Source organism: Bradyrhizobium uaiense (assembly GCF_010811875.1).
Classification (GTDB): Bacteria; Pseudomonadota; Alphaproteobacteria; order Rhizobiales; family Xanthobacteraceae; genus Bradyrhizobium; species Bradyrhizobium uaiense.
Genome location: NZ_VKHP01000098.1, coordinates 18340 through 31272 on the forward strand (window position 1 = coordinate 18340; position 12933 = coordinate 31272).

Consider the following 12933-nt stretch of genomic DNA (forward strand, 5'->3'; position numbering starts at 1 on the left):
TCTCCTTCTTGCCGCGCCGGACTGGACCTCGCTAGAAGAAGCCCTTGGCGGGGAGCGGCGTGCCGCTGATCTCGTATTGTCCGATCGAGCGTGTCTTGAAGGTGTTCGGATTGTGCGACGCCAGCGTGCGCGCGTTGCGCCAGTGGCGGTCGAAATTAGTCGCCTTCTTGGTGGCGGAAGCGCCGCCGACGTCGAACAGCAGGCTGCCGCTCCGGATCGCGAATTCATCCGCAACGATCTTCGCCTTGGCCGACAGCAGCGCGGCCTTGTGCGCGGCATCGACGGCGTTCGCGTCATCGGCATCGAAGGCGTCGGTGGCGGCGTCGAGCGCTTCAGCTGCCGCGAGCACGACCGTTTCGGCGGCGAACGCGCCGCTCGCGATCTGGCCGACGGTCTGCTGCAGCAGCGGATCGTCCGACGGAACCTCGCTCGGCGCATAGTAGAACGTCCGCTTGCGAGTCCGCACCAGGGCGGTGGCGTCCCGCAGCACGGCGCGCGCGATGCCGGCATTAATCGCGGTCAGGAACAGCTGGGCAAATGTGTTGGAGTAGGGAATGCCGTAGCCGGTATCCGGTGCATCGAACACCACCTCCTGGCGCTTGACGCGCACATTGCGGAAATGCGTGGTGCCGGTCGCTGTCAGCCGCTGCCCGAGGCCGTCCCAGTCGTCGATCAGCTCGATGCCTTCGCGAGTGACCGGAATGAGCGCGGCGGCGTTGGTTGCTGTTGTGTCAGCGGTGCGGACGAGGACGTAGTCCGAATACAGCGTGCCGGTGCTGTAGTATTTAGTGCCGTTGAGCAAGTAGTCGTCGCCGTCCGCGGTGAGTGTCGTGTTCGGCGTGACGTTGCCGACCTTCGGCGTGTCGAGTTCGGTGGCGGCGAGCCCGATGATCGCGCCGTCGGCGACCGCCTTCTGCCACTGTCTGTGCTGTTCGTCCTTCGGACGGCGCACCAGGCGTTCGACGACGCTGAAATGGTTGCGCAGGATATGTGCGACATTTGCGTCGGCCTCGCCGAGGCGGATGACGATCTCGAACAGGGCGCGGATCGACAGGCCGGCGCCGCCGACCTCAAGCGGAAGCCGCAGAGCGCCAAGGCGGGCCTTGCGAATGAGGTCGATCTCCGCGAACGGCAGCACGCGCTCGCGTTCGCGGTCGCTGGCCCCTTCGGAGATTCGGCCGAGCAGCGCGTCGATATCGGGCGCGTGACTGCCGAGGCGGTCGGAGGACTCCAGCGAAGTGACGGATACAGGCTTGTTCATGGATGTCATCCGAATGGCGTTGGTTGATCGGTCGGTTCTTGATCGAGCCGTGCAAGATGGTCGGTGACATTGATCTCGCGCGACATGGTTCCTCGTTCTCTCGAGCGACGGTGCTCGTCGATCGAAGGAGCGCGCAGTTCATGCTTCGCAAACTGTCCCACGATTTGTGCCGAACCGAAATAGAGCGGTATTCCAATTGTCGTTGCGTCCAGAGTTGTTCTGCTTCATGCGCGCGCGTGCGGCGGCAAGGAAAATCTTTTGATGCGTCGCTGCTTGATCTGCCGTCGTGCTTCTCACAGAAGATGACGGTGTAACGTCAGGGAAATCGGAGAAACGGCATGTCGGCACGACCGCTTCGCTTTGGCATCTGGGCGCTGGTCCATGGTTCGCGCGCCGCCTATCAGGATCCGGAGGAGCCGTATGACGCATCGTGGGAGCGCAATCGCGATCTCGTGCTTGCCGCAGAAGCGCTGGGCTACGATTCCACGCTGATCGCGCAGCACACGATCAATCCGCATCAGGAGGATTTCGATCAGCTCGAAGCCTGGAGCGCGGCGGCAGCCGTTGCGGCATTGACGAGCCGCATCGAGATCATCGCGGCCATCAAGCCCTATCTCTATCACCCGGTGGTGCTCGCCAAGCTTGCGCTCGGGATCGAGAACATCAGCCGCGGACGCTTTGCGATCAATCTGGTCAACGCCTGGAACCGGCCCGAGCTCGACAAGGCCGGCATCGGCTTTGCCGAGCATGATGCCCGTTACGCCTATGGTCGCGAGTGGATCACGATCGTCGCGCGGCTGATGCAGGGCGAACGGTTGACCTACAAGGGTGAGCATTTCGACGTCCGCGATTATCTGTTGCGGCCCACGAGCCGCTATCGGCCGCGACCGTTGATCTATGTCGGCGGCGAGTCAGAGCCGGCGCGCGCGCTGGTTGCCGACCATGGCGACGTCTGGTTCATCAACGGGCAGCCGCTTGGGGATGTGGCTGGCCTCATTGCCGACGTCGCTGCGCGGCAGCGGACGTCAACGCCACTTCGCTTCGGACTGTCCGCTTTCGTCGTCGCGCGCGAGACGCAGGCCGAGGCGCAAACTGCCTATGGGCGGCTGCTTGAGTTGTCGCGAAAGGATGCGCCGGTGAAGGCGATCCAGCGTCAGAACACCGATCCGAAGGTCGTGATGATGCAGACCATGCAGAAGTCGGAACGGGTCGGCAGCAACGGCGGCACCGCTGCAGGGCTGGTCGGCAGCTATGACGAGGTCGCGGCCCGGATCGGGGCATTCCATGCCGCGGGCATCGAATTGTTCATGCTGCAATTCCAGCCCTTCGAGGCCGAGATGGAGCGCTTTGCGAAAGAGATCATCCCGCGCGTTCGCGCCGCATCACCGGCTGTCGCGGGTAACGCTCCGGCGCTGCTGGCAGGCTCACGGTAACTGCGTCACGCGGTTGCCGCCACCTCGATCCGCCGCGCATAGCGGCTCGTCGGCCGCGGTAATCCGAAATGCTCACGCAAGGTGGTGCTGGCATAATCCGTTCGGAACAGGCCGCGTTGCTGCAGGATCGGCACCACGTTGTCGACGAAGACCTCCAATCCCGTCGGCAGCACGTCCGGCATCAGATTGAAGCCGTCGGCGGCGCCAGCCGCAAACCAGGCTTCGATATCGTCGGCGATCTGCTCCGGCGTACCGACGATGATGCGGTGTCCGACCCCGCCGCCGAGTGCTCGCAGCAACTGCCGGACCGTGAGGTTGCCGCGGCGCGCAAGGTTCACGGTGCCCTGAAACATGGTGTGGTTGGCATTGGCCGGCAGCGGCAGCGGATCTGGCAGCGGCTTGTCGAGTTCGAGGATTGCCGCATCGACCTGCAATGTGCCGGCGAGGCGGGCAAGGCTGTACTCGATCGGAACCAGCTCCCACAGCTCATCCTGCCGTCGCTTCGCCTCGGCTTCGGTGCTGCCGATGACGGTAGCAAGGCCCGGCAGGATAACGATGGAGTCGCCGGCGCGGCCGTAAGCTGCGGCGCGAGCGCGCAGATCGCGCGCATAGGCGACGCCTTCCTCGATCGTCTGCGCCAGCGTGAATACGGCTTCGGCCTGCGCCGCGGCAAGGTCGCGGCCGTCGCTCGAGCCGCCGGCCTGAACGGTCACCGGTCGGCCCTGCGGCGAGCGGGGCACATTGAGCGGACCGGCCACGGAGTAATGAGCGCCGCGATGCGTGATCGGATGAACCTTCGACGTATCGACAAACCGGGCGCTCGTCTTGTCGCCGACAAAGGCGTCGTCCTCCCAGCTGTCCCACAGCGCATGGACAACCTCGGCGAACTCCTTGGCGCGTTCGTAGCGGGCCTTGTGCTCGAGCACGTTGTTGAGGCCGAAATTGCGGCTGGCGGCTGCGTCCGCCGTGGTCACCGCGTTCCAGCCGACGCGGCCGCCGCTCGCGAGATCCAGGGTCGCGAAGCGGCGCGCGATGTTGTAGGGCTCGTTATAGGTGGTCGAGGCAGTCGCGATCAGCCCGACATGGCTCGTCGCAGCGGCGACCGAAGCCAGTACGATCGTCGGTTCCATCGACATGAATGATCGATAGTCGATGCGATCGGTGATCGCCGGCGTATCGGCAAGAAAGATCGCATCGAGCTTGCCGCGCTCGGCGATCTCTGCAACGCGCACGTAATGGCCGACATCAAAGCAGGCGCGCGGATCGCTTTCGGGCAGCCGCCAGGCCGACGCATAGACGCCGGAGTGCAGCAGATTGACATTGAGATGAAGCTGACGATGGGACATGGCTGCCACGCAGTGAAATGAGTTGGTTTTCGAAATATCGCTTGTCGCGCCACAAGGAAACGAACGGTCGGAGCGTGCATGCAAAAAGAAATATCCGCCTCCACTGCGCGGTTCGCGGACAAAACTCGTGTTCTGCTTCGGCGTTGAACGAAACGTCCTCCGCGCCGGTGCATGATTATTCTTCCCTTGGCTGCGGCAGGGGAAGCTTCGTCCAAGTCCACGCAAATATCTGAAATTGCCAGAGCCGCTCGCGCGCGTAACGATGTTACTGCGGCGCATCGCAAGCGATCGGAGCCGTTTGGAGAATCTGGCGATGACGACCAACGATCGACGCGCCGAACAGCGACCCGTACCAGGCGGCTCGGTTGAGTTCGATGCTGACGTCCTGGTGATCGGCGGCGGGCCGGCGGGCACGTGGGCTGCGGTGAGCGCCGCGGAGCGCGGCGCGCGGGTCGTGCTCGCCGACAAGGGATTTTGCGGCACGTCAGGCGCCACCGCGGCGGCCGGCACCGGCGTCTGGTATGTCGATCCCGATCCGGCGTTGCGCGAAGCCGCCATGGCCAATCGCGAGAAGCTGGGTGGACATCTGCAGGATCGCCGCTGGATGGCGCGCGTGCTCGATCAGACCTATCAGGACGGCAATCGATTGGCGGCCTGGGGTTACCCTTACCCGGTCGACGACAGCGGCAAATCGCAGCGCAATTCGTTGCAAGGCCCGGAATACATGCGCCTGATGCGCAAGCGCACCAAGCAAGCCAGCGTCACCATTCTGGATCATAGCACCGCGCTCGAGCTGTTGGTCGACGACGACGGCGCGGTTGCAGGCGCCAGCGGCGTTCGCCGGCAGAAGCACGATCGTTGGACCGTGCGCGCCAAGGCTGTCGTCATCGCGACCGGCGGCTGCGCCTTCCTGAGCAAGACGCTGGGCTCGAACGTGCTGACCGGAGACGGCTATCTGATGGCCGCGGAGGTCGGTGCCGAGTTCAGCAGTATGGAGTTCTCCAACGCTTACGCGATCTCGCCGGCGTTTGGATCGGTGACCAAGACGCTGTTCTACGGCTGGGCAACCTTCAGCTACGAGGACGGCAGTGTCGTTCCCGGTGCGGCATCCAAGGGCGGGCGGTCGGCGATCGCCCGTGCATTGCTGCAGGGGCCGGTGTATGCCCGTCTCGACAAGGCGGATGGCAACGTGCAGCGTGACATGCGGGCATCGCAGCCGAATTTCTTTTTGCCGTTCGATCGCACCGGCATCGATCCCTTCAGCGAACGCTTTCCCGTCACCTTGCGGCTCGAAGGCACCGTGCGCGGCACCGGCGGCCTTCGCATTGTCGACGACAGCTGCGCCACCAGCGTGCCGGGGCTCTACGCGGCCGGCGATGCGGCGACGCGCGAATTGATCTGCGGCGGCTTCACCGGCGGCGGCAGCCACAACGCTGCGTGGGCGATGTCGTCGGGGACCTGGGCTGGACGGGGCGCTGCAGACTATGCCCGGCAGCTTGGCCCGGCCCGGCAACGACGCCTGGCCTCCGCGGGGACCGTTGCGTTCCGAAGCCGGTCGAACCGCCCGCTTGAGCCGGCCGTGCTGGCGAGGGCGGTTCAGGACGAGGTCTATCCGTATGAGCTGAATTACTTCCGGCATGCGTCGCGTCTCGACGGCGCGCTGGCGCGGCTTGATGCGGCGTGGGTCGACGTATCGGCGGCCGACGCGGCGAGCAAGGATGATCTGCTGCGTGCCCGCGAGAGCGCGGCCATGCTGGCGACGTCGCGCTGGATGTATCGCAGCGCGCGGGCGCGGAACGAAAGCCGCGGCATGCATCGCCGCGACGATTATCCGGATCAGGACGACCGGCAACGCCACTACGTGACCAGCGGCGGATTGGACGAGGTCTGGACCGCGGTCCGGCCGCACGCTGACGCCAGCTACGCAGAGGCTGCGGAATGATCGAGGTGATCGACGCCGAACGCTGCACGTCCTGCGACATCTGCGTGAATGTCTGCCCGACCAATGTGTTCGACAAGACGGATGGAATTCCGGTGATCGCCCGCCAGAGCGATTGCCAGACCTGCTTCCTTTGCGAACTCTATTGTCCCGAGGACGCACTTTACGTCGCGCCCCATGCGGATACCCCTTGCCCGACCGACGTAGTCGCGCTACGCGAGACCGCCGCATTGGGCAGTTACCGCCGCGCGGTCGGCTGGACCGACCAGACGCGCGATCTCCGCGGCATCGACCGCAGCTATCTGCTCTTTGGTCATTGAGTTCGGGCTGTGCCCGGCGACCGAAGCCATTTCCCAATTGGACCGACTGAATGAATGTGCATCAATCCCTGACAACGGCGCATCCTGTCGCGCCGCTGCCGTCGATCTCGCTCGCATCAGGCGCAAGCGATGCCATGATCCGCTTCGAGGGCGTCTCGAAGGTCTATCCGGCCTATCGTGACAAGCCGAGTGTGCATGCCTTGCAGGCGATCGACTTTGCGATCCCACGCGGATCGATCACCGGCGTGATCGGCCGTTCCGGCGCCGGCAAATCGAGCCTGGTACGCCTCATCAACGGGCTTGAGAAGCCGTCGAGCGGTCGCGTCGTCGTCGATGGCCGTGAGATCTCCGGGCTCGCCGGCCGCGAGCTGCGCCTGGCGCAACGATCAATCGGCATGATCTTCCAGCATTTCAACCTGCTGTCGTCGCGAACGGCGGCAGACAATATCGCGCTGCCGCTCGAAATCGCCGGCTGGTCCAGGGCTGACATTGCCGTTCGGGTCGAGGAGTTACTCGCACTCGTCGGCATCGCCGACAAATACGACCGCTATCCCTCCGAACTGTCCGGCGGCCAGAAGCAGCGCATCGGCATCGCGCGCGCGCTGGCGACGTGGCCGAACGTGCTGTTGTCCGACGAGGCGACCTCGGCGCTCGATCCGCAGACGACACGGGCGATTCTGGACCTGCTGGCCAACATCAATCGCGAGCTCGGTGTCACCATTGTGCTGATCACTCACGAGATGTCGGTTGTCCGCCAACTCGCCAAGGAGGTCGCGGTGATCGACGGTGGCCATGTCGTCGAACGCGGTCATGTCGCCGATATCTTCACGCATCCCCGACATTCGGTCACGCAGGCGTTCCTGTCCGAGGCGATCGGGGACAGCGTTCCAGTCTCGCTGGCAAGCCGCATTTCGCCGCAGCCGGTTGCCGGTGGGAAGGCGGTGCTCCGCGTGCAGGTGCGAGGCACTGAGGCGGGCGACACGGTGGTGGCGCGGCTGTCGCGCGAGCTGTCCCATGACGTTGCGCTGCTGTCCGCGCGGATCGACGAGATCGGCGGCCAGCATGTCGGTTCCCTGATCCTGGGCATTCCCGGCGGTGAAGCCGCGGCGAAGCAGGCCCTGGCCTATCTGTCTCAGCATGACCTTCTGGTGGAGCGTCTCGGCTATGTCGCGTGAACTCATCAATCTGATCGTTCAGGCCACCGGAGAGAGCCTGTTCATGGTCTCGGTCGCGGCCCTGGTTGCGACCGTATTGGGCCTGCCGCTCGGGATATTCCTGGCCACCAGCCGCAAGGGCGAGTTGTTCGCCGCACCGCCGGCCAACGGCATTCTCGGCGTGATCGTCAATGCTGCGCGCTCGACGCCGTTCATCATCCTGGTCGTCGCGATCATCCCCTTCACCCGCCTGATCGCCGGAACCTCGATCGGCTCGGGTGCGGCAATCGTGCCGCTCACTATCGCGGCGACGCCGTTCATCGCCCGCCTGGTGGAGGCGGCGATCCGCGAGGTCGACGCCGGCCTGATCGAGACGGCATCCTCGTTCGGTGCGAGCCCGCTGCAGATCGTGTTCAAGGTCCTGATCCCGGAGGCATTGCCGGGCCTGGTGCTCGCCTTGACGCTCGCGGTGGTCAGCCTGCTCGGCTACTCTGCGATGGTCGGGGCGGTCGGCGGCGGAGGTCTCGGCGATCTCGGCATTCGCTACGGCTATCAGCGCTTCATGCCGGAAATGATGCTGGCGGTCGTCGTCGTCCTGATCGCGCTGGTGCAGACCGTGCAGACCGCCGGCGACTATCTGGCGCGCCGCGTCAATCGCCGCCTGCGCAATCGCTGATCCCATAGTCATTCTTATTCCACGGAGACCAAGATGTTGTTTCGATCCTTTCTCGCGCTCACGAGCGTTGTTGCGGTCTGGTCGGCCGCGGCTGCTGCTGAAACGATCAAGATCGGCGTGACGCCCGGGCCGCATGCGCAAATCCTCGAGGCGGTGAAGCCGATCGCGGCCAAGAGCGGGCTCGATCTCCAGCTCATCGAGTTCTCGGACTATGTCGTGCCCAACGCCGCGCTCGACGCCGGCGACATCCAGGCCAATTCGTTTCAGAACCAGCCTTATCTGGACAACCAGAAAGCCGACCGCGGCTACAAGATCGAGCAGGTGGGACTGACGGTCAATTTCCCGATCGGCATCTATTCACGCAAGCACAAGAGCTGGACGGACCTCCCTGACGGAGCCAAGGTCTCGATCCCGAACGATCCCACCAACGGCGGCCGCGCGCTGCTCCTGCTGCGCGACAAGGGCGCAATCAAGCTGAAGAGCGATGTCGGGTTCAAGCCGACTGTTATCGACATCACTGACAATCCCAAGAAGCTGAAATTCATCGAGGTCGATGCCGCCCAGGCGCCCCGCGCGCTCGACGACGTCGATGCTGCGGTCATCAACACGAACTATGCGACGCAGGCCGGCCTTGATCCGGTCAAGGATCCGATCCTGCGCGAGGATCCGAAGGGGCCATATGTCAATCTGATCGCGGTTCGCTCCGCCGACAAGGACAAGCCTTGGGTCAAGATCCTGGTCGATAGTTACCACTCGCCCGGGATCAAGGAATTCGTCCTGACCAAGTTCAAGGGCGCGGTGTTGCCGAGCTGGTAATCACCGATTCAAATGCCGAGGAAAGATTGATGCGTATCCTGATGACCGCGCTTGCCGTCGTCGTGCTTTTGACCGGAGCGGCCAGGGCCGAGACCGTCCGCGTCGGCGTCACGGCTGGACCCCATGCCGAAATCCTTGATGTCGTGAAGAAGGTGGCCGCCGGCCGCGGGCTCGACATCAAGGTGGTCGAATTCACCGACTATGTGATCCCGAACCAGGCGCTCGCGCTCGGGGATCTCGAGGCTAATTCGTTCCAGCACGAGCCCTACCTGAAGAACCAGCTCTCCAAGACCGGCTGGAAGATCGTCAAGGTCGTCAACACGATTGCCTCGCCGCAGGGCGTCTACTCCTTGAAGTACAAGAAGCTGGCCGATCTTCCGGATGGCGCACGGGTGGCGATCGCCAACGATCCGTCCAACGGGGCGCGCGGCCTGATGATCCTGGCGCTGCACGGGGTGATCAAATTGAGGGACCCGAATAACGTCGCTTCGACGATCGCCGACATCACCGACAATCCAAAGAAGTTGCGTTTCGTCGAGCTCGATGCCGCGCAGCTGCCGCGGTCATTGCAGGACGTCGACCTGGTCTCGATCAACAACAACTATGCGGTTCAGGCCGGGCTCAATCCCGCCACCGATGCAATTGCGCGTGAGGCGGCCGATGGCCCGTGGGTCAATATCCTTGCCGTGCGTGAAGAGGACAAGGACAAGCCTTGGGTCAAGCAGCTGGCCGACGCTTTTCGTTCCGACGAGGTGAAGGCGTTCCTCGAGAAGCGCTTCAAGGGTACCTATGTCGCAACCTGGTGACGGCTGATCGTCCATCACCGATGGGGTCCGCAAGTCAGTCTATTCGGCGGCCTCAGCACGCGTTGTTGACGAGGCGCGGCGGAAACCGGCGCCGGGATGCGTGGCGTCAAGATAGGGGCCGCGACCGGGAAACAGCTTTTCACGCAGCGTGCCTTCGCGATAGGCCGTCTTGTAGACGCCGCGTGATTGCAGTTCCGGGACGACCAGGTCGACGAATGAGGTCAGCGATTCCGGCGCGACCAGGCGGAACAGGTTAAAGCCGTCCACGTCGGTTTCATCGACCCAGGCGATCAGCTCATCGGCCACATCCTGGGGCGAGCCGACCACGAACGGCGAGCGTGCGCCAACCCGGCTCAGGGTGGCGAGGTCGCCGACCTTGACCGGCCGGTCGCTGCGCACCGTGAAATTCTCGACCATCGACTGGATCGCGTTGCTCTCGACATACTGCACCGCCTGGTCGGGGCGATAGTTCGAGAAGTCGATGCCGGTCCATCCCGACAGCAGGGCAAGCTGGCCGGCCTGATCGACATGCGCCGCGTACTCCTCGAGCAGGTCGTTGGCTTCGGCGCGCGTCGGTGCAACGATCACGGTCGCGCCGGCGAACAGACGGATGTCGTAGGGATCGCGTCCGAATTCCCGGGCGGCCTCCCTGATCTCGCGCACGGCGCGGGCCAGGATCGGCTTGGTCTGGCCGTTGAGGAAGATCGCTTCCGCATGCCTGGCCGCAAAGGCGCGTCCGCGCTTTGAGGTTCCTGCCTGATAGAGCAGCGGCGTGCGCTGTGGTGACGGCTCGGCTAGGTGGATGCCGTCGACCTGGTAGTGGCGTCCCTGATGCCGCACCAGATGGATCTTTGCCGGATCCGTGAAGATGCGCGCGGCCCGATCGCGGCGGACCGCGCCGTCCTCCCAGCTGCCTTCCCAGAGCTTGTAGCTCGCCGTCAGAAACTCCTCGGCCGCCTCATAGCGGTCGTCATGCGCGCGGTTGGCCGCAAGGCCCATGCCGCGGGCGCCGCTGTCGAGATAGCCGGTGACGATGTTCCAGCCGATTCGGCCGCCAGAAAGATGGTCAAGCGTCGAGAAGCGGCGGGCGAGCTGGTAAGGATGTTCATAGGTGAGGTTGGAGGTGATGCCGAAGCCGAGATGTTTCGTCGCGTGTGCCATGGCGGAGACGAGCAGGGTCGGTTCGGCATTCGGCAGCTGAACCGCATGGCGCAGCGCCGTCTCGGGGCTATCGCCGAAGACGTCATAGACGCCGAAGACGTCGGCCAGGAAAATGCCGTCGAGCAGACCGCGCTCGGCCGTCCTGGCGTAGTCCACCCAATAGTCGAGCGTGTTGTAGTTCAGTGACGTGTCGCGCGGATGCGACCACAGCCCGGCCCAGTTGTGGCTCGGCGCCATCATGTTAAACGCATTAAAGCGAAGTTCTTTCGGTCTGGTCATCGCGCACTTCCGGCAGTGGAGGACTGCAAGGTGATTTATCACGTCGCCTGCGCGGCTTTATTTTCTATTCGGCAAGGCAAGATCAAAATCGTGCTCCGACTCTGTTTCGGCGCAGCAGAGATTGGTTCGTTCGACGTCGTCGCACTGTTCGGAATGACCTTTGTATCCGGCATCGCGCGGTGATTTGCGAAATCGATCGGTTGGAAGCTGGTCGTGCCGCTGATCCACCATGCGCGCTGGGGCAGCGAAACAAATGCTACGCGATCGGTGCATGGGCTGAAAAATTAGCGACGCCATCAGATGCACCGCCAGCACGCTCATCGCTATTTTCTCCGATGTCTCGACAGCCGCGGACGCTGCTGCGCATCATTCGTTGCCTTTGATGCTTGTCCACGGATTTCAGGAGATTTGGAAATGCCGATCGAAAGCAAGAATGTCGAGACGCTCGCCTTGCATGGCGGTTCGTACCGGTCCGACCCGGCGACCGGTGCCGTGGCGGTTCCGATCTATCAGACGACGTCCTACCAGTTCGAGAGCACCGATCACGCATCGCGGCTGTTCGCCCTGGAAGCGATCGGGCAGATCTACACCAGGATCAAGAACCCGACGGCTGACGCGTTCGAGGAGCGCTTGGCTGCACTCGAGGGTGGCGTTGCTGCGCTGGCCGTGGCGTCGGGCCAATCGGCGACGGCCTATGCGATCTTCAACATCGCGCAAGCCGGCGACAACATCGTCTCGTCGACCGATCTTTACGGCGGCACCTGGACGCTGCTGTCGCAGACGCTGAAGCAATTCGGCATCGAGGTTCGCTTTGTCGATCCGGCCGATCCGGAGAATTTCCGCCGTGCGACCGACGCCAAGACCCGGGCCTACTTTGCCGAGACCTTGCCGAACCCCAAGCTCAACGTGTTCCCGATCCGGGAGGTTGCGGATATCGGGCGTTCGCTCGGCGTGCCGCTCATTCTCGACAACACGGCCGTGCCGCTCATCGCTCGTCCGTTCGACCACGGTGCGGCGATCGTCGTCTATTCCGCCACGAAATATATCGGCGGCCACGGCACCTCGATCGGCGGTGCGATCATCGACGGCGGCAATTTTGACTGGGCCGCGCATGCCGAGCGTTTCCCGCTGCTGACGCAGCCGGACGATGCCTATCACGGCGCGATCTGGACCGAGGCCGCCAAGCCGCTCGGTCCGATCGCTTACATCTTGCGCGCGCGTGTCAAGCTGCTGCGCGATCTCGGTGCCGCGATCGCGCCGCAGAACGCATTCCAGTTCATCCAGGGGCTGGAGACGCTGCCGCTGCGGCTGCGCCAGCACAATGAGAACGCGATCAAGGTCGCGAATTTCCTGGCACGGCATCCCGCCGTCTCGCATGTGATCTTCCCCGGATTGCAAAGCGGTGAGAACCGGCGCCGTGCCGATCTCTATCTCAACGGTGGCTATGGCGCGCTGGTCGGTTTCGGGCTGAAGGGCGGCGTCGAGGCCGGCCGTCGCTTCATCGATGCGCTGAAACTGTTCTATCACGTCGCCAATATCGGCGATGCGCGGTCGCTGGCGATCCACCCGGCGTCGACCACCCATCAGCAGCTGAGCTCCGCGGAGCAGCTCGCGGCAGGCGCAATAGTGTCTTCATGGTCTCGGTTCCAACTCCGTCTTTCGGTGATCGATCAGGCGGCCTTGCGGCCGCTACCGCTTGCCTCGGCCTGGGCCAATGCCTGGGTGAGGTCGGCGAGGATGTC

At 63.9% G+C, this 12933-nt stretch carries 12 protein-coding genes; 9 read left to right on the forward strand and 3 right to left on the reverse strand.

Annotated features, from left to right (window positions below; genetic code table 11):
• Positions 1 to 31: 31 nt before the first annotated feature.
• Complete coding sequence (locus tag FNJ47_RS22680; protein ID WP_163157060.1) at positions 32 to 1261, reverse strand: acyl-CoA dehydrogenase family protein; 1230 nt, start codon at positions 1259 to 1261, stop codon at positions 32 to 34.
• A gap of 338 nt (positions 1262 to 1599) precedes the next feature.
• Between FNJ47_RS22680 and FNJ47_RS22685 the strand changes: the two genes are divergently transcribed.
• Entirely contained in the window at positions 1600 to 2694 is a 1095-nt protein-coding gene (locus FNJ47_RS22685) for an LLM class flavin-dependent oxidoreductase (RefSeq protein ID WP_163157062.1), read from the forward strand.
• Positions 2695 to 2699: 5 nt separating this feature from the next.
• On the opposite strand, the gene FNJ47_RS22690 is transcribed toward FNJ47_RS22685, so the two are convergent.
• Positions 2700 to 4040, reverse strand: coding sequence for an LLM class flavin-dependent oxidoreductase (locus FNJ47_RS22690; RefSeq protein ID WP_163157064.1), 1341 nt, complete (start codon positions 4038 to 4040; stop codon positions 2700 to 2702).
• Positions 4041 to 4353: 313 nt separating this feature from the next.
• Here FNJ47_RS22690 and FNJ47_RS22695 point away from each other — a divergent pair, with 313 nt between their 5' ends.
• From FNJ47_RS22695 to FNJ47_RS22720, 6 genes are read left to right on the forward strand one after another with little or no spacing between them, the layout of a single operon-like run.
• Positions 4354 to 5982, forward strand: a complete 1629-nt coding sequence (locus FNJ47_RS22695) for an FAD-dependent oxidoreductase (protein ID WP_163157066.1) — start codon at positions 4354 to 4356, stop codon at positions 5980 to 5982.
• The gene (locus FNJ47_RS22700; RefSeq protein ID WP_163157069.1) at positions 5979 to 6299 is read left to right on the forward strand and encodes a 4Fe-4S dicluster domain-containing protein; all 321 of its coding nucleotides are present in this window, start codon (positions 5979 to 5981) and stop codon (positions 6297 to 6299) included. The genes FNJ47_RS22695 and FNJ47_RS22700 overlap by 4 nt, the downstream gene beginning before the upstream one ends.
• A gap of 50 nt (positions 6300 to 6349) precedes the next feature.
• Positions 6350 to 7474, forward strand: coding sequence for a methionine ABC transporter ATP-binding protein (locus FNJ47_RS22705; RefSeq protein WP_163157071.1), 1125 nt, complete (start codon positions 6350 to 6352; stop codon positions 7472 to 7474).
• Positions 7464 to 8129, forward strand: a complete 666-nt coding sequence (locus FNJ47_RS22710) for a methionine ABC transporter permease (RefSeq protein ID WP_163157073.1) — start codon at positions 7464 to 7466, stop codon at positions 8127 to 8129. The genes FNJ47_RS22705 and FNJ47_RS22710 overlap by 11 nt, the downstream gene beginning before the upstream one ends.
• A 33-nt stretch (positions 8130 to 8162) precedes the next feature.
• Positions 8163 to 8945 (forward strand): MetQ/NlpA family ABC transporter substrate-binding protein, encoded by a 783-nt coding sequence (locus tag FNJ47_RS22715; RefSeq protein ID WP_163157075.1) that lies wholly within the window; start codon positions 8163 to 8165, stop codon positions 8943 to 8945.
• Positions 8946 to 8974: 29 nt separating this feature from the next.
• Complete coding sequence (locus FNJ47_RS22720; protein WP_175068406.1) at positions 8975 to 9751, forward strand: MetQ/NlpA family ABC transporter substrate-binding protein; 777 nt, start codon at positions 8975 to 8977, stop codon at positions 9749 to 9751.
• A gap of 39 nt (positions 9752 to 9790) precedes the next feature.
• Here the strand turns inward: FNJ47_RS22720 and FNJ47_RS22725 are convergent, their stop codons facing one another.
• Positions 9791 to 11191 carry an LLM class flavin-dependent oxidoreductase gene (locus tag FNJ47_RS22725; protein WP_163157077.1) on the reverse strand — a complete coding sequence of 467 codons (1401 nt, stop codon included), beginning with the start codon at positions 11189 to 11191 and terminating at the stop codon, positions 9791 to 9793.
• A gap of 30 nt (positions 11192 to 11221) precedes the next feature.
• Between FNJ47_RS22725 and FNJ47_RS22730 the strand changes: the two genes are divergently transcribed.
• Entirely contained in the window at positions 11222 to 11374 is a 153-nt protein-coding gene (locus tag FNJ47_RS22730) for a hypothetical protein (protein ID WP_163157079.1), read from the forward strand.
• Between the two features lie 231 nt (positions 11375 to 11605).
• A partial coding sequence (locus tag FNJ47_RS22735) for an O-acetylhomoserine aminocarboxypropyltransferase/cysteine synthase family protein (protein WP_236000045.1) occupies positions 11606 to 12933 on the forward strand: 1328 nt, incomplete at its 3' end.

What these genes read in the sequence shown, in the direction of transcription:
- FNJ47_RS22695 (WP_163157066.1), top strand. Translation starts at nt 4,354, where the DNA reads ATGACGACCAACGATCGACGCGCCGAACAGCGACCCGTACCAGGCGGC.
- FNJ47_RS22700 (WP_163157069.1), top strand. Translation starts at nt 5,979, where the DNA reads ATGATCGAGGTGATCGACGCCGAACGCTGCACGTCCTGCGACATCTGC.
- FNJ47_RS22725 (WP_163157077.1), bottom strand. Translation starts at nt 11,191, where the DNA reads ATGACCAGACCGAAAGAACTTCGCTTTAATGCGTTTAACATGATGGCG.
- FNJ47_RS22685 (WP_163157062.1), top strand. Translation starts at nt 1,600, where the DNA reads ATGTCGGCACGACCGCTTCGCTTTGGCATCTGGGCGCTGGTCCATGGT.
- FNJ47_RS22680 (WP_163157060.1), bottom strand. Translation starts at nt 1,261, where the DNA reads ATGAACAAGCCTGTATCCGTCACTTCGCTGGAGTCCTCCGACCGCCTC.
- FNJ47_RS22690 (WP_163157064.1), bottom strand. Translation starts at nt 4,040, where the DNA reads ATGTCCCATCGTCAGCTTCATCTCAATGTCAATCTGCTGCACTCCGGC.
- FNJ47_RS22715 (WP_163157075.1), top strand. Translation starts at nt 8,163, where the DNA reads ATGTTGTTTCGATCCTTTCTCGCGCTCACGAGCGTTGTTGCGGTCTGG.
- FNJ47_RS22710 (WP_163157073.1), top strand. Translation starts at nt 7,464, where the DNA reads ATGTCGCGTGAACTCATCAATCTGATCGTTCAGGCCACCGGAGAGAGC.
- FNJ47_RS22705 (WP_163157071.1), top strand. Translation starts at nt 6,350, where the DNA reads ATGAATGTGCATCAATCCCTGACAACGGCGCATCCTGTCGCGCCGCTG.
- FNJ47_RS22720 (WP_175068406.1), top strand. Translation starts at nt 8,975, where the DNA reads ATGCGTATCCTGATGACCGCGCTTGCCGTCGTCGTGCTTTTGACCGGA.